Below are 25,135 nucleotides of genomic sequence, written 5' to 3'. Positions count from 1 at the left end.
GCTCAAGGCCTCACCACTTGAACGCGGCCGAGATCTCGTAGGTGCGCGGCGCGCCCAGGAGGATCTGGTCGGGATAGAACGGATCGCCCCAGATCGCGTAGCGCTTGTCCGTGATGTTGCGGACACGGAAGGTCAGTCGGGCCTGGTCGACCGCATTGAACACCGTCTTGGGGATGTCAACGAAGGCGTAGACGTCGGCCACGGTGTAGGCCTTCATCGTCACGACGTTGGCATCGGTGTTGTAGCGGTCGCCGACATGACGGCCGGTGATGCCGAGCTCCACCGGCCAGGGCGTGAAGAACCGGTACGATGCGCCGGCGTTTGCGACGATACGCGGCACGTTCGGCGGCGTGTTGCCGGAGAACGAGCCGCCGGCAAAATTGTAGTCGGCATAGCGCGCATCGACATAGGCGATGTTGCCCCACAGCCGCAGCGGCTCGATCGGGCGCACGGAGGCGGCAAGCTCGACGCCCTTCGATTCCTGCCGCCCGGCGATGTTGAGCGCCTGCCCGCCGGCCGCCGCATAGACGTTCTTGCGCAGGATGTCGTAGGCCGAGAACGACCATTCCGCCCGGTTGTCCCAGAACAGGTGCTTGACGCCGGTCTCGTAGGTGCGCGACATCGTCAGGTCCAGCGGCTGGGTTGGCCCGAGCAGAAAGATATTGTTGGCTGCGATGTCGGCGCCGGTGGCGTACTGGCTGAAGAAGGTCAGACCGGGAACGGGTTCCCAGGTGTAGCCGATGCGCCCCGTCACCGGCCCCCAGTCTTTCGTGAACGGGAAGCCTGCTTTCTCCACACCGTTCTTGTCGGTCGAGTTGCGGTCGAGCCCGATGTGCTCGACACGCAGGCCGCCGATCAGCGCGAAGCTGTGCGTCAGCTTCAGCCGGTCCTCGAATGACAGAGCCTCGTTGTCGATCCGCGCGGTCTGCTGCTGTGTTGTGAGCAGGCCGTAGAAGCCGCGGTTGGGATCGACCAGAGAAACGGAATCGCCGGGAAAGTTTGCCGCGCCGGGCCTGACGAAATCGAGATAGCTCGACGAGAGCGTCGTGACCAGACGGTTGTCGAAACCCGCAATATTTGAATCCCAGATCAGGTCGGTGATGTTGCCGACCAGCCGCTGGCTGTAGGCGACATAGAAGCGCTCGCGATCGACCAGGTTCGTTGTGGAGTTGAACGCCTCGATCTCGTTGTTGAACCAGGTCCGTTCTGCACCGTAACCATAGGCCTGACTTTTCAGCGTGAGGTCAGGCGCGAGCTTCAGCTCAAAACCGCCGCGCAGCCACACTTCCTGCGCCACGTTGCGGTTGTCGAGAACGTTGTAATTGGTGTTGAAGGTGCGGTCGTCGATGGTGACGGCACCGAGATTGGTTCCGTTGTAGTTGGAGACGTAATTGCCGGACACGATACCGCTCGTCGCGTGCGAGCCGCTGAAGGCGACCGGCACCAGCGGCGCGCCCCAATAAGCCTTTCCGCGATCCTCACGGTACTCGATCGCGCCCCAGACCTTGAGACTGTCGGAGATGCGGTAGTTGAGCTGCCCGGACACGTCGAACGTCTTGGTATTGGTGTCGTCGACAAAGCCGTTGAGCGAAGAGCGGCTGATGTCGAATCGGTAGTCAAGTCCCTCTACGTTGGTGCTGCCGCCCGAGCCGTAATGCGCGCGGAACGAGTTCAGTGAGTCGTACGAGAAGTCCGCCTCGTTCCGGATCGGTCCTGTGTGTGGCTGCTTGGTGACGAAGTTGATCGCACCGCCCGCGGCGCCCTCGCCCGAGATCAGCGAGGCCGGGCCCTTGAGGAATTCCACCGCCTCCAGATTGGCCGTGTCCATGATCCGCGAGGTCATGTTCTGCGGGCCGATCTTGATGCCGTTGTAGAGCGTGTTGATCTGGCTGTTGGTGAAGCCGCGCATCGAGAAGCCCGCCGGCTCCCCCGGCGCGTCGCCGGAGGTCACGCCGACCGCACCTTGGGCCACCTCGGACACAGTGCGATAGCCCTGCTCGCGCATGGTCTCGGCCGAGATGACTTCCACCGTCGCTGGTATCTCCCGCACGGTCAGTCCAAGGCGCGAGGCGCTTTCAGCCACCGCATTGGTGTTGAGCGGCGTCGGCGCGGCTGCGGCCGGCACCGCGGGCCTCGGCACTGCGGATGCGGCCGGCCTGCGCACTGCCGCGCGGCGCGTGCTCTGGGCTTCCCGGGCAGCCGGCTTGGCCCGCTTGCTGGATTGCGGTGGCGACACCTCGACGGGTGGCAGCGGCTCTCGGGCTTGCTGCGCCAGAGCGGCCGGCAGATCGAGAACGGCGAAGGACGTGAACGCGGCGGAAACCAGCAGGACGCGGCGCGGTCGTGAGATACGGATGGAAGACACGGTACGGAACCTCGGTATGACGTCAGTGGCACGTCACAGCGAACGAGGTCTCACCTTTGGCCCTGTGGCCATCCGATGAAGCCGAATGTCTGTACTCCCCGACCGACATCTTCGCGTGTGACCACGGCTGACGGCAGGTCTCCTGGCTCGCGGGTCGTGACCGCTTCGTCGCCTTCCCGGGACCGAGGACCCAGTGGCTCGTGACGAAGGATTCACCGCTTACAGTTGCGGGGGCAGCCGCGGCATTGGGGACAATCTTCCCCGCACCGCATTCCCTTTTCATTCCCTCTCGGGAAAACCGTCGCGAGCATCTAGGATTACCACCAAGACAGAGTCAATGTGCCAGTGCGGCGTTGTAGCCACAGCAAGCAACTTCCTTGGAGATGAGCATGGAAGGCGAGACCTTCCTCTGGTTGATACGGCATGCGGCCGTCGCGGGCGTGGCCGGGACGATTCATGCGGCCGATGCGCGGCCCGACCTCGGCGATCACGCCGCATTGGCGGCTCTCAGGCAGCGCTTGCCCGCGGATGTCGCCGGCTATGCCAGCCCGTCGCGGCGCACGGTCGAGACGGCGCGCGCGCTGGGGCTCGAACCGGAGCTGGTCAGCGAATTCCGCGAGCAGGATTTCGGCGATTGGACCGGGCATCGGCATGACGAGCTCGCCGCGATCGGCGGCGACGCCTACGCGCAGGTCTGGCGCGATCCGGCGCACGGACGACCGCCGAACGGCGAGAGCTTTGCGGATCAGGTCGCCCGCGTTCGCCTCGGCCTGTCGCGGATCGGCGCAGGTTCCGCAGCGCTGGTCGTCCATTCCGGCACCATTCGGGCCGCGCTCTGCATCGCACTCGATCTCACACCGGAAGCCGCGCTGCGCTTCGTGATCGATCCGCTGTCGCTGACCCGGATCGACCGGCTGGCGGGCGGCTGGCGCATCGTCTGCGTGAATCAGCGGGTCAGCTAGGCCGATCCGGAACGTTGGCCTGCGCGAAGGTCGCCATGCCGTTGTGAAGCGCACAAGCCGAGCGGACCAGCGGAAGCGCGATGGCCGCGCCCGATCCCTCGCCAAGCCTGAGATCCAGGCTGATCAGCGGCTGCACGTTCAGCGCGCGCAACACTAGCCGATGTCCCTGCTCCGCCGATTGATGCGAGGGCAACAGGAACGGCTGGCAGGAGGGATTGAGGCGCGCCGCCGCCAGCGCCGCCACGGAGACGATGAAGCCGTCGATCAACACGGGAATGTGGCGTTGCGCGGCCGCGATGATCGCACCCGAGATCGCCGCGATTTCGAGGCCGCCGACCGCGCAAAGGATCTTCTCGACCGAGGCTCCGGCGACGCCGTGGCGCGCGATCGCCGCATCGATCACCCGCGCCTTGTGCGCCCTGCCGGCCGCATCGACGCCGGTGCCGCTGCCCGCGCTCTCCCCGGCGCTCACACCGAGCAGGCTCGCAGCAATCGCCGCTGACGTCGTGGTGTTGCCGATCCCCATCTCGCCGAAGATCAACAGATCAGGCCGGCCGGCCTCGGCGCGCACCACCGCGCGCTGGCCGGCCTCGAGGGCGAAGGCCAATTCCGTGGGCGTGAGCGCGGCCTCGACACTGAAATCGCGCGTGCCGCTGCGCGGCTTGTCGGTGACGATTCCCGCCATCGGCTCCTCGGCCAGCGTGCCGGCGTCGACCACCTCGAGGCTCGAACCCAGCTCGCGCGCCAGCACCGAGATCGCGGCGCCTCCGGAGGCAAAATTCGTCATCATCGCGATGGTGACGGCTTGCGGATAGGCCGACACGCCCTGCGCGACGATGCCGTGGTCGCCCGCGAAGATGATGATCGGGACCCGCGCGGCGCGCGGCTGCCCAGTCGCCTGCAGGCCCGCAAGCTCGATCGCGAGCTGCTCGAGCCGGCCGAGCGCGCCGGTCGGCTTCGTCAGCTGCGCTTGCCGCGCGATGGCCGCCTCGCGATGGAACGCGGAGACCTCAGGGCAGTTCTGGGTAACCCATTCGGGAAGCATGTTGCTCAACGCCTGCGTTTGAGAATATAGCTGTCCATGATCCAGCCGTGCCGCTCGCGTGCTTCCTGCCGCACGGCAGCAATGCGCGCGCCCACTTCGGCCAGCGCGCCGGACATGAGGATCTGATCGGGCATGCCGAGATAGGCACCCCACCAGATGTGAAGCCCAGCCGGATCGAGCGACTGGAACGCCGTGCCGCCGTCGAGCATCACCACGATTGTATCGACATCCGCCGGCCAGCCGCCTTCGCGCAAGCGCCGCCCCGTCGTGACCAGGAACGGCTCGCCGATGTCGTTGAGCGGCAGCGCATGCGCCGCGCACAGCGCCTGGATCGAGGTGATGCCGGGCACGACTTCGATTGTCGGCAACGGATTCAATCGCCGCGCAATGCGCAGCGAGGAATCGTAGAGCGACGGATCGCCCCAGATCAGCAGCGCAACCTTGCCGTCACCTTCGAGGTGCCGTGCAATCGTCTGCGACCAGGTCGCAGCCACGGCATCGTGCCAATCGTCGACACCCTTGCGGTAGTCCGCCTCGGTCGCGTCGCGCACGGGAAGATCGAATTCGGCGATGCGCGTCGTCTTGTCGGTGAGCACGCCGGCGCAGATCATCCGCCTGAGATCGGCAAGATCAGACTTCGCAGTCCCCTTGCGCGGGATCAGGACGAGATCGGCCGCGTTGATGGCGGCAATTGCGGCGCGCGTGAGCTGCTCGGGATCGCCGCAACCGATGCCTATCAGGGAGAGCGTGAGCATCGCGAGCGCGACGGGCGGCCCTGACGGCCGCCCTTTCGCTGGTCTCTCAGGCCGCGTTGTGCAGGCGCGGGGTGACGAGGCCGGGTGCGGTGACGCCACGCAGCGACTTCGCCAACGCCAGCAGGGCGAGATCGGCGAGCGGCTCGATCACGATCACCAGCGCATAGGATCCAGCAAAGGCCGCGATGTTGGCGAGGTTGGTCGCACCGAAGCCGGAGCCGTAGAGCGCCCAGAACGCCACCCAGGCGACGATGCCGGACTGATAGGCGGTCGAGAGCGCCAGCGCCTGGCGGTATTGCAGCTCGACGTAAGCCGTCTTGCGCGGAATGATCCGGCTTGCCACCGCCTGGATCGCGAACAGCGGCACCAGGAGCGTGGTGACGTTCATGCCATACTGCGGCAGGTCGGTCGGCACGAACAACACGCCCTGGAGCAACAGGCCGAACGCGAGGCCGAAGGCCGCGGGCGCAGCACCAAACAGCAGGAACAGGGTCGAGCCCAGGATGAAGTGCACCTCGGAGACGCCGACCGGGAAATGCGGCAGGACCTGGAAGAAGGTGAAGACGAGGCCCGTGGTGGCGAGCGTGCGCGCCGCGAAAGAGCTGGCGCCCTGCTCACGTACGGTCTCGACCGCAAGCTTCAAGGCAACGCCGCCTGCGGCGATGCCGGTTGCGTAACTCAATACGAGCTTGGCGCCCGTCACGATCCCGGGTTCGATATGCATGGCTCAATTCCTTCCTGCCGTCACACCCGACGGCCTTGGCCTCAATACGTGCACGGCCGGTCTCCTGGCTTGCGGTTCACTGGGTTCTCCGGCCTTCCCGGACCTTGCGGTCCAGTGGCGGTTCGGAGCCCCTCACCGCTTACAGTCGCGGGGGCGGCTGGGGTTTGGGGCGCCGCAACTGGGTCCGCCCATCCCCATTCCCGATTATGCTCCGGCGCTTTGCGCCGCGTCGAGCACCATGCCGCTCTTGTGTGCCCCTTTCGCATTGCGGGCGTCAAGGGGCGAACGGCTGCCGGAGCCGTCATGCCGGATATTCTCCCGCCAGCGCGCCGAGCAGGATGACGGCAGCGGTGGAAGCGGCGCCGCCGCGGCCAAGCTGCTCGGCGAGCTCGGCAATCGTGGTGCGGACCAGCCGTTCGTCGGGACGCCCGAGAGATTCGGCGAACAGCGCCGGGGTGCTGGGGGCGAGGCCGTGCGCGATCAATTTTGCGGCAAGCGCCGGAAAGGTGCGCCGGCCCATATAGACCACGGTCGTGGCCTCGGGATCGGCCAGCGCCGCCCAATTCAAATTCGGCGGCAGCTCGCCGGTGACGTCAGCCCCGGTGATGAACTGCACCCGGCGGGAGGTATGCCGGCGGGTCAGGGGAATGCCGGCCTGGGCGGCGGCGACACAGGCGGATGTGACACCGGGAACGATCTCGTAGCCGATGCCGGCTTCGCGCAGCGTTTCCAGCTCCTCCTCGAGCCGGCTGAAAATGCCGGCATCGCCGGACTTCAGCCGCACCACGCGCGCGCCGGTTGCAGCGTAGTCGACCAGGAGACGGTTCACGTGGTGCTGCTTGGTCGAAGGACGCCCGGCCCGCTTTCCCACCGCGACGAGATTGGCGCCGGGCCGCGCGAGATCGAGGATCGCGCCGGAGGCAAGATCGTCATAGAGCACGACATCGGCCTCGCGCAGTCGCGCGGCGCCCTTCACCGTGAGGAGCTCGGGATCGCCGGGGCCGGCGGACACGAAAGAGACAAAACCGCTCACCGGTCCTCCGCAATCAGATGGAAGAACGTGCCGGTGGCATGGCCACGGCGCGAGCCGGTTTCGGCAATGACCGCGCCGGTGGCGTCGTGCACGACCGCGAGCGCCGTATCGGGTTGCGCGAGGATGGTCGAATAGTGGAACTCGTGGCCGCGCAGGCGCGCACCAGGCTGATGCCCGGGCATCGGCGCGGCGAGTTCGGCAAGACGATAGCCGAGATGCATGCGGCGCTTGGCAAAGCTGGTCTCCAGGCCGAGTAGCCCCGTCATCTCATGGCGGACGCCGTCGGCGTCGGTGAGGCCTGCGCCCAGCACCATATAGCCTCCGCATTCGCCATGCACGGGCCGCGTCTCGGCGAAAGCGCGCAAGGAGCTACGAAAGCGCGCATTGGCCGCGATCTTTCCCGCATGAAGCTCGGGATAGCCGCCCGGCAGCCAGCACACGTCGGCGCTTGCATCGGGCGCTTCGTCGGTCAGCGGCGAGAACGGCACGATCTCGGCGCCCGCCGCGCGCCAGGCTTCCAGCATGTGCGGATAGACGAACGAGAACGCCGCATCGCGGGCCAGCGCGATGCGCTGGCCCGGCGGGGTCACGTTCAAGCCGTTCACCGCGGCTTGCGGCGACCATTTGCCTGCCGAGTGGAGCACCGCATCGAGATCGACGTGCTCGGCGACAAAGCGCGCGGCCTCGTCGATCAGCTTGCCGATCTCGGCCTGCTCCTCAGCCTGCACGAGGCCGAGATGCCGCTTCGGCAGGCTGATCTCGGCGTGGCGCGGCAGCGCGCCGAACACTTTGATGCCGGCCTCGTTCAGCGCGCGCCGCACCAGATCCTCGTGGCGCGGGCTGGCGACGCGATTGAGCACGACGCCGGCCAGGCGCACGCCGGCGCGGTAATCGCGAAGGCCTGCGGCGATCGCTGCCGCAGTCTGCGCCTGGCCGGAGGGATCGATCACCAGAACCACCGGCCAGCCCAGCATCTCCGCGATATCGGCGGTCGCTCCGGTGCCGGAGACCCCGCGCGCAGCGACACCGTCGAACAGGCCCATCGAGCCTTCGGCGAGCACGACATCGGCATCGGCACCGCGGCCGACGAGATGCGCGATGGTGCCGCGATCCATCGCCCAGCTGTCGACGTTGACCGAGGCGCGTCCCGTGGCGGCGGCGTGGAAGGCGGGATCGATGTAGTCGGGCCCGCTCTTGAAGCACTGCACGTTGAAGCCGCGATGGCGCCAGGCGCGGGCGAGCGCCAGCGTCAGCGTGGTCTTGCCGACGCCGGAGGCCGGCGCGGAGATGACGAGGCTCGCGGGCATCACGACGCCTCCGGAAAGCGCGGCTCGGCACCGAGGGGCCGGTAGCGACGGTCGTAATCGGCGGCATAGAGGCGGCTCTCGTCGAAATCGGCAGCCCCAAGCGTCTTGCCGACCAGGATCAGCGCCGTGCGCTCCATCTCGGTACCCACGGCCGCATCGAGCGTTGCCAGCGTCGCGCGCACGATGCGCTGCTCCGGCCAGCTCGCGCGCCAGACGATCGCGACCGGGCAATCCGCACCGTAATGCGGCGTCAGCTCGGCGACGACTGGGTCAAGCAGATGGATCGACAGATGTATCGCGAGCACCGCACCGGTCGCGGCGAATGCGGCAAGCTTCTCGCCTTCGGGCATTGCGCTGGCACGGCCCGGCGTGCGCGTCAGCACGACCGTCTGAGCAAGACCCGGCAGCGTCAGCTCGGCTTCCAGCGCGGCTGCGGCAGCCGAGAATGAGGGAACGCCGGGTGTCACTGTGTAGGGAATCCGGAGCGCACGCAAACGGCGGAGCTGCTCGCCCATCGCCGACCAGATCGAGAGATCGCCGGAATGCAGCCGCGCGACGTCGTGGCCTGCCGCATGCGCGGCGGCGATCTCGGCGATGATCTCGTCGAGCGACATGGGCGCGGTGTTGACGATCCGCGCCCCCGGCGGGCAATGCGCCAGCACGCCCTCCGGCACCAGCGAGCCGGCATAGAGGCAGACCGGGCAGGCCGCGATCAGGTCGCGGCCCCGCAGCGTCAGCAAATCGGGCGCGCCCGGGCCGGCGCCGATGAAATGCACGGTCATGCGCCGTCTCCTTCGGCAATCGCGGCGGTCGCGGTGCGATCCTGCGAGACAACCCGCGTTGCAATCAACCGCGCGCGCGGACCGGCGACCGCGAGCGCCGCAGCCTCGGCGACCGATCCGGTGCCGAACTTCTCCGCAACGAGCTTCGATTGCGTGAGCGTGTCGATGCCAGCCAGCGCTTCGACGGGAACGGCCTTGATCGGCACGCCGCACTCACGTGCGAGTTGCTTCAGCGCCTCGCTGTCAGCCTTGTCGCTGACGGTCGCCACCGCCGCAAGCCCTTCCGCAGCGCCGGCAGCGAGCAGCGCTTCGCGCAACGAAGCCAATGTCACATCGCGCTTGAAGCCGAGTCCGGCGACCTTCATCGCACCACACTCCACTGCACCACGGGGCGCGCTGCCTCCCATGACCGGTAGCGACCAAGCGGGGCGGCATGCGAAATCTCCACCCGCATCAGCTCGCCGCCGTGGCGCTGATGGAGCTCGCCGAGCAGCGCTTCCGTCTCCAGCGTGACCGAATGTGCGACGAGCCGCGTTCCTGGCGCTAGCCGCGACCAGATGGCATCGAACGTCGCGTTGTCGAGACCGCCGCCGATGAACACGGCATCCGGTGCATCCAGCGTAGCAAGCGCTCCAGGCGATATCCCCGTGACAACAGTAATTCGATGCGCCAGCCCGAACGCAGCAGCATTTTTTTGGATGTTGGCGACGCGATCCTCGCGCGCCTCGACCGCAATCGCCGTCCCGCCACACAGCGCCCACTCCACGGAGATCGATCCCGATCCGGCGCCGATGTCCCACAGCCGCTCACCGGGCCGAGGCGCCAGCGCCGAAAGCGCGAGCGCGCGCACAGGCCGCTTGGTGATCTGGCCGTCGTGGACGAACAGATCGTCCGGCAGGCCCGAGCGGCGGGGAATGCCCTGTGTTCCCCTCGCCCACACCGCCACGGCGACCAGATCAGCGGCGACCTCCTCGGCAAAGAGGTCGACGCGATGCTGGTCAGTGTATTCCCGTGGCCCGCCAAGCGCCTCGAGCGTCCACATCAGTGACGCGCCCCATCCGCGCTCGGTCAGCCATTTCGCGAGATCGCCGACCGCCGCTGCGTCGCGCATCAGGCAGATGATGTGCGCATCTCGCACCAGATGCGGGACCAGACGCTCGAACGGCGCCGCATGGAGGCCGATGCACGTCGTGGCCTCCAGCCGCCAGCCCAAACGCGCGGCCGCAAGCGAGAAGGTCGACGGCACCGGGTGCGCGATCCACTCGTCGCCATCAAGCTTCTCGGCTAAGCTTGCGCCGGCGCCGTGCCAGAACGGATCGCCGGAGGCGAGCACCACTGTCGGCCGGCCGCGGCAGCTCAGCACGACATTGGCGTCGAAAGGCACCGGCCACGGACGTCCGCGGCTGCCGACTTCGGCAAGCGCAAGATGGCGCTCGCCGCCGAACACCGTTTCGGCCTCGGCAAGCGCCTTTCGGCTTGCTTCGGACAGCCCGGCAAGGCCATCTTCGCCGATCCCGATGATGGTCAGCCAGGGATCAGCCAAGGACTCACTCATGATTCGCGCCCTCATTCTGGGTGGAACGGCCGATGCGAGCCTGCTCGCTGCGGAGATCGCGCGCGCCGGCATCGACGCCGTCTATTCCTACGGCGGTCGCACCCGCGCGCCCGCCGACCAGCCGCTGCCGACCCGCATCGGCGGGTTTGGCGGCGTGAGCGGACTGGCCGGCTACATCCGCCGCGAAGGCATCACCCACGTGATCGACGCGACGCATCCCTTCGCCGCGGAAATGAGCCGCAACGCTGCTGCGGCTTGCACGGAGACGGGCACGCCGTTGCTTGCGCTGGAGCGCGCGCCCTGGATCAAGGCGTCCGCCGACACCTGGATCGAGGTGGCGGATGTCAACGCCGCCGTCGCCGCGCTGCCCGAGGCGCCGGCAAACGTGTTCCTCGCCATCGGCCGTCAGCACATCGCGCCATTCGCGTCGAAGCCGCAGCATGGTTATACGCTGCGTTTCGTCGATCCGCCCGACGCGCCCCTGCCCTTCGCGGCTGACGTGATCGTGTCGCGCGGACCGTTCACGCTTCATAGTGAGCTGGCGATGATGCGCACACGCGGCATCGCGTGGATCGTTGCCCGCAATTCCGGCGGCGACGGCGCACGCGCCAAGATCCAGGCGGCCCGCAGGCTCGGCCTTCCCGTAATCATGATCTCGCGGCCGCAGCTGCCCGAGCGCCGACGGGTCGAGCGCGTCACCGACGCGATGCAATGGCTCGGTCATTCTACCCGCCTCGGCGCATAGACCCAACGGCCGACGCGGCGCGTCTGCGAATTGCCGAGGATCACCAGCGTACGCATGTCAGCCATCTCGGGCTGCGCCTCGTTCAGCGTCACTATCTCAATCTTTTCATCAGCCGCGCTGATCGCGCGCGCGAAGATCACGAGACGGTCGCCGCAGCGCGCCTCGCGAAGCACCGCCAGCGCCCGGCCGAATCCTTCCGGCCGGCTCGCCGAGCGCGGATTGTACATCGCGATGGCAAAATCGGCTTCCGCCGCGAGGCGGAGGCGTTTCTCGATCACGGCCCACGGCTTGAGATTGTCGGAAAGGTTGATCGCGCAGAAATCATGGCCGAGCGGCGCGCCGGCACGCGCGGCGGCCGCCAGCATCGCGGTAACGCCGGGCAGCACGCGGATCGGCAGATCCCGCCATTGCGGCGCCCGTTCGAGCGCCTCGAACACGGCCGAGGCCATCGCGAACACGCCGGGATCACCGGATGAGACGACCACGACCTGCCTGCCTTCGGCGGCGAGCCGCAAGGCCTCGCTCGCACGCTGCAGCTCTTCGCGATTGTCGGAGGGATGCAGGGTGAGCCCAGCTCGCGGCGGCACACGCGCGACATAGGGCGCATAGCCCAGAATGTCGGTCGCGGCGGCCAACGCAGCGGTGACCTCCGGCGTCACCAGCGCGTCACTGCCGGGCCCGAGGCCCGCGATGGTCAGCGTGCCCGTCATTCGGCGGCGTCCAGATGCCGGCCCTTGCCGTGCACGAGCACGATCGCGAAATAGGGACAGTCGGCCGCATCGATCTCGGCGAGCCGCACCACGCGTTCGCCCGGCATGGTCCCGCGCTCGACCAGCCAGGCATCGTCCAGCCGCCCGGCGGCTGCGAGCGCGCGGCGCACCTTTGCGAGATTGCGGCCGGTCTTCATGACGACCAGCGCATCGGAATCGCGCATGCGACGTTCGAGCTCGGCCTCGGGGAGCGTCCCCATCAGCACCGTCGTGACGTCGTCGCCGAGCGCGATCGGCTGTCCGACGCCATTCCAGCAGCCGACCATGCCGGGAATACCAGCAATTACTTCGATCTCGACGCGGCCCTGCAGGCGCGCGTGCAGATGCATGAACGATCCGTAGAAATAGGGATCGCCCTCGCAGAGCACGACGACGTCGACCGCGCGCGAAAGCCGCGCCAGGCGCTCGGCCCATTCGTCGTAGAAGCCGGCGAGCAGCTGAACGTATCCAGGGCTGTCGAAGGCGATCTCCGTCGTTACCGGATATTCCATGGGATATTCGGTGACGCCGGCAGCGAGCATGCCCTCGACGATGCGGCGCGCCTGACCCGGCCTGCCCTTCTTGCGGAAATAGGCGACGTGTTGTGCGGCACGCACGGTACGATCGGCGCGCACGCTCATCAGATCAGGATCGCCGGGGCCGAGACCGCAGCAGATGATGCGTCCCATGGCTATTCGCTCCGGCTCGCCAGCGCGTTCACAGCAGCCACCGTGATGGCGGAGCCGCCGAGGCGGCCTTCGACGGTCAGTGCAGGTGCCGGCGGATCGGCCATCAGCGCGGCCTTGGACTCGGCCGCGCCGACGAAGCCGACGGGACAGCCGATGATCGCCGCCGGCCGCGGGCAGTCGCGATCCTCCAGCATGTTGAGCAGATGAAACAGCGCGGTCGGTGCATTGCCGATCGCGACGATCGCGCCAGCAAGATGCGGCCGCCACAGTTCCAGCGCCGCGGCCGAGCGCGTGTTGCGCATGGACTGCGACAGGGCGGGCACGGCGGGGTCGCCGAGAGTGCAGATCACGGCATTGGCCGCGGGCAATCGCGCGCGCGTAATGCCTTCCAAGACCATGCGCGCGTCGCACAGGATCGGCGCGCCCTTCTGCAAGGCCGCGCGCGCGGCTTTCGCCATATCAGGCGTGAAGCGGATATGCGCTTCCAGGCCGACCATGCCGGCGGCATGGATCATCCGCACCACCACCTGCTCCTCGTCCGGCGTGAAGCGCGCAAGATCGGCCTCGGCCCGGATGGTCGCGAAAGATTGCCGGTAGATCGCTGCACCGTCGGTCTCGTAAGTGTGCGGCATCAGTTTCCTCCGACCAGGATGGAGGGATCGCTGACGATATCCGCGCCATTCAGCCCGCGCAGGACCGGCGCGTCGCGGGTCGAGCCGTCGCGGACGAGATCGAACCCGGCGCGCGTCGCAATCAGCGTGACCGCAGAGTTGCCGGAATGGGCGCAGCCCTTGCCACAGCCAGAGACGTGGAGCCGTGCATCGGCGGCCATGCGCGGCGCGAGCGCTGCTGCGAGCGCGCGCGTATCGGCATGGGCTTCACGGCAGCGCGGCGCGCCGCTGCAGGCGATGACGCGCAGCGCCGGGTCATAGGGCTCGGTGATTAGGCCCGCCCCGCTCGGCATCTCGCGCTTGCCCTCACTGAGGACCATCCGCCACGGGGTCATGCGCAGCGCATGGCCGCAACCGGAGAACTGATGAAGCGTCGCGTGCAGCATCTGCCCGAACGCGACGCCGACCATCGCGCCTTGCGGATAGTGTCCGGGCCGCATCGCGGCCATCACGGGCGCCGGTTCGGTCTCGCCGCGCAACGATTGAGGCAACACGGCGCCGGATGCGATGTGGGCTGCCATGCGCCCACGCCCGCCATTCGCACCGCCGGAGATGATGAACCAGCTTGCGAGCGCCAGCGCCACACTCACAGCCTGGCCGCGATCGACGGAGCGGCCGAGCCTGGCGCCGTCGGCCCGCACCAGGAGACCGCCCGAGCGGTCGCGCTCGATGCGGATGTCGGCGGAATCGCCGGCGAGAACGCGCGACCGCCCGTCATCGATGGCGAAGCCGAACTTGGTGGGAAGCGCAAGGCCGGAATCGGCAAGCGCCTTCTCGAGCTCCGCTGCAAGCGACTGCGTTTCGTCGCCGCGGCTCCAGAACGGCGTCACCAGGATGTTGCGCCTAGCTTCAATGTCGGCATCGGGATCGAGCAGGGCCAGTCGCGCAAGACCATCGAGCAGCGGCCGGTGGCCGTCCTCCTTCACGCCCCTGATCTGCAGATTGGCCCGGCTCGTGACGTCGATCAGACCATTACCGAAGCGCTCGGCGAGTTCCGCAAGCCCGGAGATTTGCGGCGCTTCAAGACGCCCGCCGAACGGACGTACACGCACCACGAGCCCGTCGCCCGATTGCATCGGGCGCAGCGCGCCGGGACACCAACCCTTGACCGTGGCCGCGCTCATGAGGCCTCCCGCAGCGCCGCCGCAATCGAATTGCGGCGGGTTCGCCAGAGCGAGGCTTCGTGCAGGCGTGTGAAGCAGGTCTCCATTGCGGCGAGAGCCGCCGAATTTTCGCGCGCCATGAAGGCGCGGACGGCATCGTTGCCGAGCGTCGCGTCGTAATAGAGGTCGAACAGATGCGGCGGCACGGCGCCGGCGAGATGCGCGAAGGCGGCCATGTGCTCCAGCGTCGCGGTGATCTCGGCGGCGCCGCGAAAGCCGTGACGCATCATGCCGGCGATCCAGGCCGGATTGGCCGCGCGCGCCCGGACGACACGCGAGATCTCTTCCGTCAGCGTGCGCGCATGCGGCTCGCCGGGCCGTGTCGCATCGAGGTGATAGAGCGACGGCGCGCCTGCCCCGAGATGCGCGGCTGCCGCTGCGATTCCCGCCTCATGCGCGGCATAGTCAGCGGCCATCAACAGATCGGTTTCGGGCAAGTCCTGGACATGGACAAAAGCGTCGGCGGACGCGAGACGATGTTCGATACCTGCGCGATCCGGCTGCATCGCGCCATCGGCAGAGAACGCCCAGGACGATGCCGACAGCCAGGCTTCGCCTGCGGCCTCGCGCGTCTCCGGCGTGAAGGCATCCGGGATTGCCGAGAGGCCGACGCCGTATTGTCCGGGCCGCGGCGCGAACACGCGGGGCGCGCGGTGGCGATAGGGATTCTCATCGCCCTCCTCGTCGCGCGCCGCGAGCGCCTCGGCGCCGGCTTCGAACAATTGCGCGAGACCCGCGAAGACATCGCGGAACAGGCCGGATACGCGCAACGTGACGTCGATGCGCGGACGGCCGAGCTCGGCCGGCGCGACGATGTCGTAACCGGTGACGCGGCCGGACGCATGATCCCAGCGCGGTGCGAGGCCGGCCAGATGCAGCGCCATCGCAAACTCTTCGCCTGCGGTGCGCATCGTCGCCGAGCCCCAGAGGTCGACGACGAGGCCCTTCGGCCAGTCGCCATGGTCCTGCAAGTGGCGGCGCAGCAGCTCTTCGGCGAGTTTTATCCCCTGTGCATGCGCCGAGGGCGTCGGCACCGCACGCGGGTCGACGGCGAAGAGATTGCGCCCTGTCGGCAGCACGTCCTGGCGGCCGCGATAGGGCGAGCCCGATGGTCCCGGCGCAACGCGCTGCCCCGCGAGCGAGGCGCGCAAAGCGTCCCGCTCCGCTTCGCCGCAGGCGCCGCGGCCGAACACGTGCAGGCCGTCGCCGAACTGGCTCTCCTTGAGGTCGCAGACGAAGCGGTCGATGCGCGGGATGGCTTCGGCCGGTGCGGCCGATGCATCGAGACCGAGATCGTCTTCGAGACCCGCCGCACGCGCCTCGTCACGGATCGCCGCGATCAGGCGTTGGCGACGGGCGGGATCGAGACCGTCGGCGGTCGAATATTCGTCCAGCAGCCGTTCGAGCCGACGCAAACCTTCCGGCACCGCAGATGTTTCCAGCGGCGGCGGCAGATGGCCGATCGTGACCGCACCGATGCGTCGCTTGGCCTGCGCGGCCTCGCCGGGATCGTTGACGATAAAGGGATAGATGACAGGGAGATCGCCGATCAGCGCCTCCGGCCAGCACGCTTGCGACAGCGCCACGGATTTCCCGGGCAGCCATTCCAGCGTGCCATGTGCGCCCATATGCACGACAGCATCGCAGCCCTGCTGCCGGAGCCAGAGATAGAACGCGACATAGGCGTGGCGCGGCGTGCGGGCGAGATCGTGATAATCGGCATCGCGCGAGGCCGCATCGCCGCGCTCGGGCTGAACTGCGATGATCGACCGGCCGCACTGAATCGCCGCGAAGTGGAACGCGCCGTCGCAGCAGCTCGGATCGTTCTCCACCGCGCCCCAGACCTGCGCGAGATCGTCCTGAAGAGATTGCGGAAGACGCGAGAGTTCGGCGCGATAATCGGCGACGTTCCAAGCCGAGCTCTGCTTCAACAGTTTCTCGCCGAGCGCATCGACCGGCGCAACGTCGAAGCCGACCTCCGCGACATCGGAGATCAACGCCTCGACCGACGCCAACGCATCGAGACCAACGGCGTGCGCGATCTGGTGCCGCCGACCCGGATAGTTCGAGAGCACGATCGCCAACCGCTTCTCGCCGATAGGCTTCTCCGCGAGGCGCCGCCAGGCCGCGATGCGCGCGGCAACGGCGTTGACGCGCTCCTCGTCGGGCCTGTGCGCCAGATGCGAAAACTGCAGATCGGGATCGCGCTGACCGGCCGTTTTGAAGCTCACCACGCCAGCGAACAGGCGGCCGTCGACCTCGGGCAGCACAACATGCATCGCGAGATCGCCGGGCGACAGGCCGCGCAACGATTCCGCCCAATCCTCGCGCCGCGCCGTCGAGAGCGCGACCTGGAATACCGGACAGGACGCGGCATCGAACGGCGTCGTACCGTCATCGCCAAGCGCCGAGAACGCCGTCGCATTGACGATCGCCGCCGCGGGATGTTGCGCCAGATGCACACGCAGCCAGTCGGCAACGCCTGGCGCCTTCAGCGAGGTGACGAACGCGCCGCAGGCGTCAAATCCCTTCTCGCGCAGCGCCGCAATCAAGGCGTCGACCGGTCCCGTATCGGCGGCCGTGAGATAGGAGCGATAGAACGTCACGAGCACACGCGGCTTGCCCTCGCCGCCCGCCGGCGCGGCAATGACGCCGCGCGCGGGATCATAGAATCCCATCTCAGGCACGGCCATCTCCCCGATGACCGGTCCGGCATAGAGCCCTGAGGCCAGCGCCAGCTGCGCAATCGCCGCTTGCGCGGCGACCGGGCCGCCGGTGTCGCAGAGCACCTTGAGCCGACGCAGTGTCGAGACCGGCAGGGTCGAGTACGCATCCAGCCGCGTGTCGTCGCGACCGTCCGCCGGCAGCACGGCGAGCACGATGTTGCGGTCCTTCGCGAGTTGCTGGAGCGCTGCGAGCCCATAGGGCCAATAGGATTCACCGCCGATCAGGCGCACCAATATGCCGCGCGCCTGCGACAGCGTGCGCTCGATGTAGGTGTCGACCGACAGCGGATGGCGCAGCTCCGCGAGATTGGCGAGCCGCAGCGACGGCAGGCTGCCCTGTCCACGCCGCCAGCCGGCCGCGAACGCGGCAAGGTCGGAATCCGAATACGAGAGCACCACGAGATCGGCCGGGTCCTGGCCGATGTCTCTTGGCGTCGCGGTCTCCTCGAGACCGCGGCTCTCGCGGAAGACGACGTGCATCAGATACCAAGCCTTGAAACAGCAAGTCCTGCCTTGATGGCTGCCTCGTCGATATCGCCATGCTCGCCGATCACGACGAGTTTTGACTGCCTGAGACCCGCGCCCCAGGGCTTGTCGAACTGGTGGCGCACGCGCTCGCCGACCGCCTGCAGCAACAGGCGCATCGGCTTGCCCGCGACCGCGATATAGCCCTTGGCCCGCAGCACGTTCTGCTCGCGCGCCAGCTTCTGCACCGATGCGACCAGCGCCTCGATATCGGCCACCTCCGGAAGATCGATCACGACGGAGGCGAAATCATCATGCTCATGCTCCTCCTCGCCATCATGATGCGAGGGCCGCGCGGCGAAATCATTCTCGGCCGCCGCGCCAAGGCCGAGGATGACGCGCGCATCGATCGCGCCGTCGGTGACGGTCAGCATCGGCACGCGGCGCGGCATCTCGGCGGTGATCGCGGCCTTTGCGGCTTCGATTCCGGCGGCGCCGGCAAGGTCGGCCTTGGTCAGCAGCACGATGTCGGCACAGGCGATCTGGTCCTCGAACACTTCCGACAGCGGCGTCTCGTGATCGAGATTTTCGTCCGCCGCGCGCTGCGCTTCGACCGCAGCCGGATCCGGCGCGAAGCGGCCGGCGGCGACAGCTTCGGCATCGGCCAGCGCAATCACGCCGTCGACCGTGATGCGCGAACGGATCTCCGGCCAGTCGAACGCCTTCAGCAGCGGCTTCGGCAATGCCAGTCCCGAGGTCTCGATCAGGATGTGATCGGGCCGCACCGGCCGCGCCAAGAGCTGCTCCATCGTCGGAATAAAATCGTCGGCGACGGTGCAGCAGATGCAGCCATTGGCGAGCTCGACGATGTTCTCCTCCGGGCAGTTCGCATCGGCGCAGGACTTCAGGATCTCGCCGTCGACGCCCTCGCTGCCGAACTCGTTGACGAGCACCGCGAGCTTCTTGCCGCCGGCATTGCTGAGCAGATGCTGGATCAGCGTCGTCTTGCCGGAGCCGAGAAAACCGGTGACCACCGTAACCGGGACTTTTGCGAGCGAGTTCATTCGGCGGCCTCCGGCACGACGGCAATAGGGGGAATGCGGGCAAGCGACTGCTTGCGGAAGATTTCCGGCCGGCTCCGCCAGGGCACGATTCCATCGGGCGCGGCAGCGTAGGCCGCGGCGCCTGCAACAACGTCCTGCGCATTCGCATCCGACAAGCGGCCATAGACATAGGACCAGCGGCCGGGCGCGCTGAGCGCGACCGAGCAGCCCTGGCTGCAGGCCGACAGGCATTCGACGGGAACCACGCTGACGCCCTCGGGCACGCCGGCCTCGAGGATCGCGCCATGCAGACGCTTGCCGGGCGTCGTCTCGCCCTCGCCAAGCGTCTGGCCGGCGCGGCAGGTGATGCAGACATGAAGTGTGACGGTCATCGCCTCTTCCAGATAACAGCGGGAGGCGATGAGGCGCACGGACCATTCTCCTGAAGGCCCGCTTCCCCGTCGCGGAACACCCCGTCCGCCGGTCCAAAACTCGTCCGCGCTGGCAGGTCTCCCGGCTTGCGGAGCAGGGTTTTGGCCCTTCGATCCCCGCCTTCCCGATTCCAAAAGGAATCAGTGGCTTCGGGCATCTCTCCGGTCACGGTCGCGGGGGCGGCTGCAGTTTGGATCCAGATCTTGCGATTCGGACCCTATCGCATTCCCTCTTCGCCTGTCATAGGACAGGAACCAACGCCGGGCCACCATTTGCCGGTGGCCGCCACTTGTCAAGCCGAAGGACCGGGTCCCATGACGTCTGAACCGGATACCCAAACAGCCGAGCAAACCGACGCCCGGCACGCCCAGAAAATGGCGAAGAAGAAGGCCGCCCGCGACAAGATCATGGCGACCAAGAGCGGCGAAAAGGGCCTGATCATCGTCCATACCGGCGCCGGCAAGGGAAAATCCTCCTCGGCCTTCGGCATGATCGTCCGTTGCGTCGCGCATGGCTTCCCTTGCGCGGTGGTGCAATTCATCAAGGGCGCCTGGGATACCGGCGAACGGCGCCTGCTCACCGGCCATTTCGGCGATCTCTGTCAGTTCCACGCGATGGGCGAAGGTTTCACCTGGGAGACGCAGGACCGTGCCCGCGACATCGCCGCCGCACGCGCCGGCTGGGAGAAAGCCAAGGAGCTGATCCTTGACGCGAACTTGCGCATGGTCGTGCTCGACGAGATCAACATCGCGCTCCGCTACGATTATCTCGACGTCGCGGAAGTCGTCGACTTCCTGACGACGCAGAAGCCACCGATGACGCATGTCGTGCTCACCGGCCGTAACGCCAAGGACGAGCTGATCGAGATCGCCGACCTCGTCACCGAGATGACGCTGGTGAAGCACCCGTTCCGTTCCGGCATCAAGGCGCAGGCCGGCGTCGAGTTCTGAAGGCACGATGGCACGCGCATTGATGATCCAGGGGGCGGGCTCGGACGTGGGCAAGTCGCTCATCGTCGCCGGCCTTGCGCGCGCCTTCACGCGGCGCGGCCTGCGCGTGCTGCCGTTCAAGCCGCAGAACATGTCGAACAACGCCGCCGTGACCGTCGACGGCGGCGAGATCGGCCGTGCCCAGGCGATGCAGGCGCTTGCCGCCGGCGTCGAGCCGCACACCGACATGAACCCGGTGCTGCTCAAGCCCGAGACCGATGTCGGCGCGCAAGTCGTGGTCCATGGCAAGCGCATCGCGACCGCACGCGCGCGCGAATACGCGGCGATGAAGCCGTCGCTGATGGGCGCGGTGCTGGAGAGCTTCGAACGCTTGAAGGCGCGGGCCGATCTGGTGCTGGTCGAAGGCGCCGGCAGTCCGGCCGAGGTGAATTTGCGCAAGTCCGACATCGCCAATATGGGCTTCGCCCGCAAGGCGGACGTGCCCGTCGTGCTGGTCGGCGACATCGACCGTGGCGGCGTCATCGCCCAATTGGTCGGCATCAAGACGGTGATCGACCCCGACGATGCCGCGATGATCTCCGGCTTCGTCATCAACAAGTTCCGCGGCGATCCCACCCTGTTCGACGACGGCTACAGGCTGATCGAGCAAAAGACTGCATGGCGCGGCCTCGGCGTGCTGCCCTGGTTCACGCGTGCCGGCGAGCTGCCGGCCGAGGATGCGCTGGGCCTGCGCGACGCGCGCAAGCCCGGCCAATGCAAGATCGCCTGTCTCGCACTGTCGCGGATCGCCAACTTCGACGATCTCGATCCGCTCAAGCTCGAGCCGGGTGTCGATCTCGTGATGGTGCGGCCGGGGGAAGCGATCCCGGGCGACGTGCGCCTCGTCATCATTCCCGGCTCCAAATCCACGCGCGGCGATCTCGCCTTCCTGCGCGCGCAGGGCTGGGACATCGACCTGCTCGCGCACCACCGCAGGGGCGGCCATGTGCTCGGCCTCTGCGGCGGCTATCAGATGCTGGGACGCAGCGTCGCCGACCCCGAAGGCATCGAGGGATCCGCGGGCGACACGCCGGGCCTCGGACTTCTCGATGTCGAGACGGTAATGAGCCCGCAAAAAACGCTCACGCGTGTTGCGGCCGTGCACGCGGCGACGGATCAGCCGATCCAGGCCTACGAGATCCACATCGGGCGAACCGACGGCCCGGATCGCGCCCGTCCCTTCGCGAAGCTGGACGGCAAGCCCGAAGGCGCCATCTCGCGCGACGGACGTGTGCAGGGCAGCTATCTGCACGGCCTGTTCACGTCGGATGATTTCCGCAGGGCCTACCTCGCCAAGCTCGGCATTCCCGCGGGCGACGAGCCTTATCACGACCGGGTCGAAAGCGCGCTCGAGGCGCTGGCCGATCACATCGAAACCCATCTCGACGTCGAAGGCCTGCTCGCTCTAGCGCGCTAGAGATGGCATTAGTTGACCGATCACCGCGGCTGGTTCACCTCTCCCGCTTGCGGGAGAGGTCGGCGCGAAGAGCCGAGTGAGGGCTTTCTCCGCTTGGGGATTGTCCCGTTGCGGAGACACCCTCTCCCCGACCCTCTCCCGCAAGCGGGAGAGGGAGCGCACCTTCGTCGTGGCGACGATCGAACTCATGATCACCATGCTCCAGGACCTTTGCAAGGCGCGTCCATTCGGCTTCGCTGCCGGGAAGGCCGAGGCGCAGCCATGTCGGCTGTTGCGCGAAGACGCGGGACCAGACTTGCCTGCGCGCGAGCATCTCCTGCGCAGCAAGCGCATCCGGCGTCTGGTAGAGACGAAAGAGTGACGCGCCGCCGACAAGCCGCCACCCCTGCGCTCGTGCCATCTCGTCGAGGCGGACACAGTCGCGCGCGAGCCGCGCCGACGTCGCCTCCGCCCAGGCCTCATCGCGCAAGGCACGACAGCCGATTTCGATCGCCGCGCCCGAAACAGGCCACGGACCTGACATCACGGCAAGCCTCTCGACGTCGGGCGCATGGCCCATTGCGAAGCCAAGCCGCAGGCCGGCCAACCCATAGAACTTTCCGAACGACCGCAGGATCAACAGTCCCGGTCGATCCGCTTCGGGTGCAAGCGACAATTGCGGATCGGCATCGACAAAGCTCTCGTCGATGACGAGACGGCCGACGCGCGGCAGCAGCGCGAGCAGATCCTTGCGCGAATGGCATCGCCCATCGGGATTGTTCGGATTGACGACGATGGCGAGGTCCGCACCCGCGAGCGCATCGAGCTCCGCAGCCTCCTTTACATCCCAGCCCGCGGCTGACAGGACGCCGGCATATTCATTGTAGGTCGGCGCGAGGATGCGCGCGCGCCCGGGCGCCGCGAGCTGCGGTAGCAATTGAATGGCGGCTTGCGCACCGCCCATCGCGACAATGGACGCGCTCGTGCGATAGGCTTGCTGCGCGGCCCGATGCAGGGCCTCGATCTCGGCGCGCGACGGCAGCGCGCTCCACGCGCGCGCGCTCACCTCGCCCACCGGATAAGGCTGCCGGTTGATCCCGGTCGACAGGTCGATCCAATCCTCCGCCCGGCCGCCAAACCGCTGCTGGGCCATATCGAGGTTTCCACCGTGCTCGCGCATGCCCCGTTCTTTCACGCCAAGGCCAGGATCGCAAGCAGGCCTGCGACCAGCAGCATGGCGCGACGGTAGACGGTCAGCGCCTTCGCAATGTCGGCGGCGCGCGGATCGCGCGCGCCGTCGTTCAGCCAGGGCTCGTTGCTAACGCTGCCATGATAGATGCGGGGACCGCTGAGCCGCACGCCGAGTCCGCCCGCCATGGCCGCTTCCGGCCAGCCGGCATTGGGCGAACGATGACGGCGCGCATCGTGCGTCATGCAGGCCAATGCTTCCGACCGCTGCGGTGCCAGCAGCACGAAGAGAAATCCGGTCAGCCGCGCCGGGATGAAATTGGCGACATCGTCGATGCGCGCTGCCGCCCAGCCAAAGGCTTCGTGGCGTTCGCTGCGGTGGCCGATCATGGAGTCCAGCGTGTTGATCGCCTTGTAGCCGAGGATACCGGGCAAGCCCAACAGCGCGCCCCAGAACACCGGCGCGACAATGCCGTCGGAGGCGTTCTCCGCAAGGCTCTCGATCGCCGCGCGCGCGATGCCGGCGTCATCGAGGCTTGCGGGATCGCGGCCGACGATGCGTGAGACCGCATCGCGCGCGGCGGCGACGTCGCCGTCCAGCAAGGGCGTGGCCACGGCAGCCACATGATCATGCAGCGAGCGCAGCGCGACCAATGGCCAGGCCAGGATGCCAATCAGCACGATCTGGACCCAACCCGAAGGAAGCAGTGATTGCAGCGCCCAACCGAGCGCAGCGGAGAGCGCGAACACCGCAAGCGCGCCGGCGACGCCGGCGGCTCGACGCAAAGCCGGCGGATCGGACGCGCGATTCCAGGCGGTGTCGATGGCGGCAATCAGCCCGCCCAGCCAGGTGACGGGATGGCCGATCCGCGCGAACAGCCACGCCGGCCAGCCCAGAAGGGCATCCACCGCCATCGCCACCACCATCGCGCCCGCAAAGTCCACATCGGTCTCCTGTCCCGCCCCTGTTGCGCAAGACGGCGGCCGAGCGCAAGCCCCTCGCCGCCGGATTTCGGCTTTGTCTTTGGCCGCGTTTGATGATTAGTGCTGACGGCAGGAGACCATCATGGCCGTCATTCTGATTACCGGCGGGGCGCGATCGGGCAAGAGCACCCGGGCGGAAGCGCGCGCGCGCAGCTTTCCCGGCCAGCCCGTCTACCTCGCGACGGCCGAAGCGCTCGATGGCGAAATGCAGGAACGCATCGCAAGACATCGCGCCCGGCGCGGAACCGATTGGATCGAGCGCGAGGTGCCGCTCGATCTCGTGTCCGCGCTGCTCTCGACCGATGGCGACGGCGCGAGGCTGGTGGACTGCCTGACGCTGTGGCTCTCCAATCTGGTGCATGCGGCGCGCGACTGGGAGCGCGACGTGAGAGAGCTCGCCGATGCCCTGCCCCGTCTCAACAGCCCCGTCGTCCTCGTCACCAACGAGGTCGGGCTCGGCATCGTGCCCGACAATGCGCTGGCGCGCAGCTTCCGCGACGCCGCCGGGATCATGAACCAGATCATTGCTGGCGTCGCCGACGAGGTCGAGTTCGTCGTCGCCGGCCTGCCGATGAAGCTGAAATGACTCCGCGCGCCGAGCACCTCAAAGACATCTTCGCCGATCTCAGGATGGCGACATCGTTCGTGACGATCCTCCCGGTGGCATCCTCGAAGCCTGTGGGAGACGGCGCCGTTGCGCGGGCAACGTGGGCGCTGCCGGTCGCGGGACTGCTGGTCGGCATCGCCGGCGCCCTCACTTACAAGATCGCCATTCGCTTCGGACTGACGCCGAGTCTTGCCGCCCTGCTCGTGCTGGCCACGACGGCCCTCATCACCGGCGCGCTGCACGAGGACGGACTTGCCGACACGGCGGACGGGCTCGGCGGCGGCCGCACGCGCGAGCGCAAGCTCGAGATCATGCGCGACAGCCGGATCGGGAGCTATGGGACTTGCGCACTCATCCTGTCGTTCGGACTGCGCTGGAGCGCGCTTGCGACGATCGCAAATCCATGGGCCGTCATGCTCGCACTGTGCGCGGCGCACGCTGCTGCCCGCGCCGGCGTGCCGGCCTTCATGTCGCTGGTCCCGCCGGCGCGGCCTGATGGGCTGTCGGCCAGCGCCGGGGCGCCACCCGGCCGCAGCGTGGCGATCGCCTTCGCGCTTGGAACGCTCGCGCTTGCCCTGGCGTTGGGGCCGGGCAAGGCGCTGGTCGGCCTGATCCTGCTGTCGCTTGCCGGCCTGATGCTGGCGCGGCTTGCCGTCCGCCAGATCGGCGGGCAGACCGGCGACATCCTCGGCGCGTTCGAGCAGACGGGCGAGATCCTGATCCTGCTGGTGGCCGCGTCCTTCCAGATGGGGCGATGACC

General features: G+C 67.7%; 23 protein-coding genes, 1 pseudogene and 3 riboswitches. Of the genes and pseudogenes, 6 read left to right on the top strand and 18 right to left on the bottom strand.

All coding sequences use genetic code 11. From position 1 onward, the window contains the following. Nucleotides 1-10: 10 nt before the first annotated feature. Nucleotides 11-2,365 carry a TonB-dependent siderophore receptor gene (locus tag N2604_RS17020; RefSeq protein WP_260375762.1) on the bottom strand — a complete coding sequence of 785 codons (2,355 nt, stop codon included), beginning with the start codon at nucleotides 2,363-2,365 and terminating at the stop codon, nucleotides 11-13. 114 nt (nucleotides 2,366-2,479) lie between these two features. Further along, nucleotides 2,480-2,683: riboswitch (cobalamin riboswitch) on the bottom strand. Nucleotides 2,684-2,754: 71 nt separating this feature from the next. Between N2604_RS17020 and N2604_RS17015 the strand changes: the two genes are divergently transcribed. Next, on the top strand, nucleotides 2,755-3,327 hold the full coding sequence (locus tag N2604_RS17015; RefSeq protein ID WP_260375761.1) for a histidine phosphatase family protein: 573 nt from the start codon (nucleotides 2,755-2,757) through the stop codon (nucleotides 3,325-3,327). Here the strand turns inward: N2604_RS17015 and cobT are convergent. The 8 genes from cobT to cbiE all read right to left on the bottom strand — a co-directional run bounded on the left by cobT (nucleotide 3,320) and on the right by cbiE (nucleotide 10,516). After that, nucleotides 3,320-4,372, bottom strand: a complete 1,053-nt coding sequence (gene cobT / locus N2604_RS17010) for a nicotinate-nucleotide--dimethylbenzimidazole phosphoribosyltransferase (RefSeq protein WP_260375760.1) — start codon at nucleotides 4,370-4,372, stop codon at nucleotides 3,320-3,322. The genes N2604_RS17015 and cobT overlap by 8 nt on opposite strands. A gap of 5 nt (nucleotides 4,373-4,377) precedes the next feature. Beyond that, nucleotides 4,378-5,127, bottom strand: a complete 750-nt coding sequence (gene cobF / locus N2604_RS17005; protein ID WP_260375759.1) for a precorrin-6A synthase (deacetylating) — start codon at nucleotides 5,125-5,127, stop codon at nucleotides 4,378-4,380. Nucleotides 5,128-5,173: 46 nt separating this feature from the next. Beyond that, nucleotides 5,174-5,851, bottom strand: a complete 678-nt coding sequence (locus tag N2604_RS17000; protein ID WP_260375758.1) for an energy-coupling factor ABC transporter permease — start codon at nucleotides 5,849-5,851, stop codon at nucleotides 5,174-5,176. A gap of 36 nt (nucleotides 5,852-5,887) precedes the next feature. Beyond that, nucleotides 5,888-6,107: riboswitch (cobalamin riboswitch) on the bottom strand. Nucleotides 6,108-6,152: 45 nt separating this feature from the next. Beyond that, nucleotides 6,153-6,884 (bottom strand): uroporphyrinogen-III C-methyltransferase, encoded by a 732-nt coding sequence (cobA, locus tag N2604_RS16995; RefSeq protein ID WP_260375757.1) that lies wholly within the window; start codon nucleotides 6,882-6,884, stop codon nucleotides 6,153-6,155. Continuing rightward, the gene (locus N2604_RS16990; protein WP_260375756.1) at nucleotides 6,881-8,191 is read right to left on the bottom strand and encodes a cobyrinate a,c-diamide synthase; all 1,311 of its coding nucleotides are present in this window, start codon (nucleotides 8,189-8,191) and stop codon (nucleotides 6,881-6,883) included. Before N2604_RS16990 ends, cobA begins: the two co-directional genes overlap by 4 nt. Beyond that, nucleotides 8,191-8,973, bottom strand: coding sequence for a precorrin-4 C(11)-methyltransferase (cobM, locus tag N2604_RS16985; RefSeq protein WP_260375755.1), 783 nt, complete (start codon nucleotides 8,971-8,973; stop codon nucleotides 8,191-8,193). Before cobM ends, N2604_RS16990 begins: the two co-directional genes overlap by 1 nt. Then, nucleotides 8,970-9,338 carry a cobalamin biosynthesis protein gene (locus tag N2604_RS16980; protein WP_260375754.1) on the bottom strand — a complete coding sequence of 123 codons (369 nt, stop codon included), beginning with the start codon at nucleotides 9,336-9,338 and terminating at the stop codon, nucleotides 8,970-8,972. Before N2604_RS16980 ends, cobM begins: the two co-directional genes overlap by 4 nt. After that, a complete protein-coding gene (gene cbiE / locus N2604_RS16975; RefSeq protein ID WP_260376238.1) occupies nucleotides 9,335-10,516 on the bottom strand; it encodes a precorrin-6y C5,15-methyltransferase (decarboxylating) subunit CbiE in 1,182 nt (393 codons plus the stop codon). The genes N2604_RS16980 and cbiE overlap by 4 nt, the downstream gene beginning before the upstream one ends. Before the next feature lie 10 nt (nucleotides 10,517-10,526). Between cbiE and N2604_RS16970 the strand changes: the two genes are divergently transcribed. Next, on the top strand, nucleotides 10,527-11,273 hold the full coding sequence (locus N2604_RS16970) for a cobalt-precorrin-6A reductase (protein WP_260375753.1): 747 nt from the start codon (nucleotides 10,527-10,529) through the stop codon (nucleotides 11,271-11,273). Here the strand turns inward: N2604_RS16970 and cobJ are convergent. The 7 genes from cobJ to N2604_RS16935 are packed head-to-tail and all read right to left on the bottom strand — an operon-like array spanning nucleotide 11,249 to nucleotide 19,171. Beyond that, nucleotides 11,249-11,983, bottom strand: coding sequence for a precorrin-3B C(17)-methyltransferase (cobJ, locus tag N2604_RS16965; protein ID WP_260375752.1), 735 nt, complete (start codon nucleotides 11,981-11,983; stop codon nucleotides 11,249-11,251). The two genes, N2604_RS16970 and cobJ, sit on opposite strands and share 25 nt — an antisense overlap. Beyond that, nucleotides 11,980-12,711 carry a precorrin-2 C(20)-methyltransferase gene (locus tag N2604_RS16960; protein WP_260375751.1) on the bottom strand — a complete coding sequence of 244 codons (732 nt, stop codon included), beginning with the start codon at nucleotides 12,709-12,711 and terminating at the stop codon, nucleotides 11,980-11,982. Before N2604_RS16960 ends, cobJ begins: the two co-directional genes overlap by 4 nt. A gap of 2 nt (nucleotides 12,712-12,713) precedes the next feature. Then, nucleotides 12,714-13,343, bottom strand: a complete 630-nt coding sequence (locus N2604_RS16955) for a precorrin-8X methylmutase (protein WP_260375750.1) — start codon at nucleotides 13,341-13,343, stop codon at nucleotides 12,714-12,716. Beyond that, on the bottom strand, nucleotides 13,343-14,506 hold the full coding sequence (cobG, locus tag N2604_RS16950; RefSeq protein ID WP_260375749.1) for a precorrin-3B synthase: 1,164 nt from the start codon (nucleotides 14,504-14,506) through the stop codon (nucleotides 13,343-13,345). Before cobG ends, N2604_RS16955 begins: the two co-directional genes overlap by 1 nt. Further along, a complete protein-coding gene (gene cobN / locus N2604_RS16945) occupies nucleotides 14,503-17,751 on the bottom strand; it encodes a cobaltochelatase subunit CobN (protein ID WP_260375748.1) in 3,249 nt (1,082 codons plus the stop codon). The genes cobG and cobN overlap by 4 nt, the downstream gene beginning before the upstream one ends. Beyond that, nucleotides 17,751-18,800, bottom strand: coding sequence for a cobalamin biosynthesis protein CobW (gene cobW / locus N2604_RS16940; RefSeq protein ID WP_260375747.1), 1,050 nt, complete (start codon nucleotides 18,798-18,800; stop codon nucleotides 17,751-17,753). The genes cobN and cobW overlap by 1 nt, the downstream gene beginning before the upstream one ends. After that, nucleotides 18,797-19,171 carry a DUF1636 domain-containing protein gene (locus N2604_RS16935; RefSeq protein ID WP_025035271.1) on the bottom strand — a complete coding sequence of 125 codons (375 nt, stop codon included), beginning with the start codon at nucleotides 19,169-19,171 and terminating at the stop codon, nucleotides 18,797-18,799. Before N2604_RS16935 ends, cobW begins: the two co-directional genes overlap by 4 nt. A gap of 93 nt (nucleotides 19,172-19,264) precedes the next feature. After that, nucleotides 19,265-19,485, bottom strand: a riboswitch (cobalamin riboswitch). Between the two features lie 40 nt (nucleotides 19,486-19,525). Between N2604_RS16935 and cobO the strand changes: the two genes are divergently transcribed. After that, nucleotides 19,526-20,161 carry a cob(I)yrinic acid a,c-diamide adenosyltransferase gene (cobO, locus tag N2604_RS16930; protein WP_260375746.1) on the top strand — a complete coding sequence of 212 codons (636 nt, stop codon included), beginning with the start codon at nucleotides 19,526-19,528 and terminating at the stop codon, nucleotides 20,159-20,161. Between the two features lie 7 nt (nucleotides 20,162-20,168). After that, a complete protein-coding gene (locus N2604_RS16925; RefSeq protein ID WP_260375745.1) occupies nucleotides 20,169-21,617 on the top strand; it encodes a cobyric acid synthase in 1,449 nt (482 codons plus the stop codon). Nucleotides 21,618-21,819: 202 nt separating this feature from the next. On the opposite strand, the pseudogene cobD reads toward N2604_RS16925, so the two are convergent. Together cobD and cbiB are read right to left on the bottom strand one after the other, a co-directional pair. Beyond that, nucleotides 21,820-22,776, bottom strand: a pseudogene (gene cobD / locus N2604_RS16920) (threonine-phosphate decarboxylase CobD); the annotation flags it as partial. Between the two features lie 11 nt (nucleotides 22,777-22,787). Next, nucleotides 22,788-23,729 (bottom strand): adenosylcobinamide-phosphate synthase CbiB, encoded by a 942-nt coding sequence (cbiB, locus tag N2604_RS16915; protein WP_260375743.1) that lies wholly within the window; start codon nucleotides 23,727-23,729, stop codon nucleotides 22,788-22,790. A gap of 121 nt (nucleotides 23,730-23,850) precedes the next feature. Between cbiB and cobU the strand changes: the two genes are divergently transcribed. Together cobU and cobS are read left to right on the top strand one after the other, a co-directional pair. After that, a complete protein-coding gene (gene cobU, locus N2604_RS16910) occupies nucleotides 23,851-24,354 on the top strand; it encodes a bifunctional adenosylcobinamide kinase/adenosylcobinamide-phosphate guanylyltransferase (protein ID WP_260375742.1) in 504 nt (167 codons plus the stop codon). Continuing rightward, nucleotides 24,351-25,133 carry an adenosylcobinamide-GDP ribazoletransferase gene (gene cobS / locus N2604_RS16905; RefSeq protein WP_260375741.1) on the top strand — a complete coding sequence of 261 codons (783 nt, stop codon included), beginning with the start codon at nucleotides 24,351-24,353 and terminating at the stop codon, nucleotides 25,131-25,133. The genes cobU and cobS overlap by 4 nt, the downstream gene beginning before the upstream one ends. Nucleotides 25,134-25,135: the final 2 nt, after the last annotated feature.

The organism is Bradyrhizobium sp. CB1015, from assembly GCF_025200925.1.
Lineage (GTDB): Bacteria > Pseudomonadota > Alphaproteobacteria > Rhizobiales > Xanthobacteraceae > Bradyrhizobium.
The sequence above is the reverse complement of the archived record's forward strand: the minus strand, read 5'-3'. Positions and strand labels throughout refer to the sequence as shown.

Excerpts from the sequence above, each read along its gene's own strand:
- cobS (WP_260375741.1), top strand. The coding sequence starts at position 24,351 with ATGACTCCGCGCGCCGAGCACCTCAAAGACATCTTCGCCGATCTCAGG.
- N2604_RS16960 (WP_260375751.1), bottom strand. The coding sequence starts at position 12,711 with ATGGGACGCATCATCTGCTGCGGTCTCGGCCCCGGCGATCCTGATCTG.
- cobF (WP_260375759.1), bottom strand. The coding sequence starts at position 5,127 with ATGCTCACGCTCTCCCTGATAGGCATCGGTTGCGGCGATCCCGAGCAG.
- N2604_RS16955 (WP_260375750.1), bottom strand. The coding sequence starts at position 13,343 with ATGCCGCACACTTACGAGACCGACGGTGCAGCGATCTACCGGCAATCT.
- cobU (WP_260375742.1), top strand. The coding sequence starts at position 23,851 with ATGGCCGTCATTCTGATTACCGGCGGGGCGCGATCGGGCAAGAGCACC.
- N2604_RS16970 (WP_260375753.1), top strand. The coding sequence starts at position 10,527 with ATGATTCGCGCCCTCATTCTGGGTGGAACGGCCGATGCGAGCCTGCTC.
- N2604_RS17000 (WP_260375758.1), bottom strand. The coding sequence starts at position 5,851 with ATGCATATCGAACCCGGGATCGTGACGGGCGCCAAGCTCGTATTGAGT.
- cobN (WP_260375748.1), bottom strand. The coding sequence starts at position 17,751 with ATGCACGTCGTCTTCCGCGAGAGCCGCGGTCTCGAGGAGACCGCGACG.
- cobO (WP_260375746.1), top strand. The coding sequence starts at position 19,526 with ATGACGTCTGAACCGGATACCCAAACAGCCGAGCAAACCGACGCCCGG.
- N2604_RS16925 (WP_260375745.1), top strand. The coding sequence starts at position 20,169 with ATGGCACGCGCATTGATGATCCAGGGGGCGGGCTCGGACGTGGGCAAG.
- N2604_RS16980 (WP_260375754.1), bottom strand. The coding sequence starts at position 9,338 with ATGAAGGTCGCCGGACTCGGCTTCAAGCGCGATGTGACATTGGCTTCG.
- cobG (WP_260375749.1), bottom strand. The coding sequence starts at position 14,506 with ATGAGCGCGGCCACGGTCAAGGGTTGGTGTCCCGGCGCGCTGCGCCCG.
- cobT (WP_260375760.1), bottom strand. The coding sequence starts at position 4,372 with ATGCTTCCCGAATGGGTTACCCAGAACTGCCCTGAGGTCTCCGCGTTC.
- N2604_RS16990 (WP_260375756.1), bottom strand. The coding sequence starts at position 8,191 with ATGCCCGCGAGCCTCGTCATCTCCGCGCCGGCCTCCGGCGTCGGCAAG.
- cobJ (WP_260375752.1), bottom strand. The coding sequence starts at position 11,983 with ATGACGGGCACGCTGACCATCGCGGGCCTCGGGCCCGGCAGTGACGCG.
- N2604_RS16935 (WP_025035271.1), bottom strand. The coding sequence starts at position 19,171 with ATGACCGTCACACTTCATGTCTGCATCACCTGCCGCGCCGGCCAGACG.
- N2604_RS17015 (WP_260375761.1), top strand. The coding sequence starts at position 2,755 with ATGGAAGGCGAGACCTTCCTCTGGTTGATACGGCATGCGGCCGTCGCG.
- cobM (WP_260375755.1), bottom strand. The coding sequence starts at position 8,973 with ATGACCGTGCATTTCATCGGCGCCGGCCCGGGCGCGCCCGATTTGCTG.
- cobW (WP_260375747.1), bottom strand. The coding sequence starts at position 18,800 with ATGAACTCGCTCGCAAAAGTCCCGGTTACGGTGGTCACCGGTTTTCTC.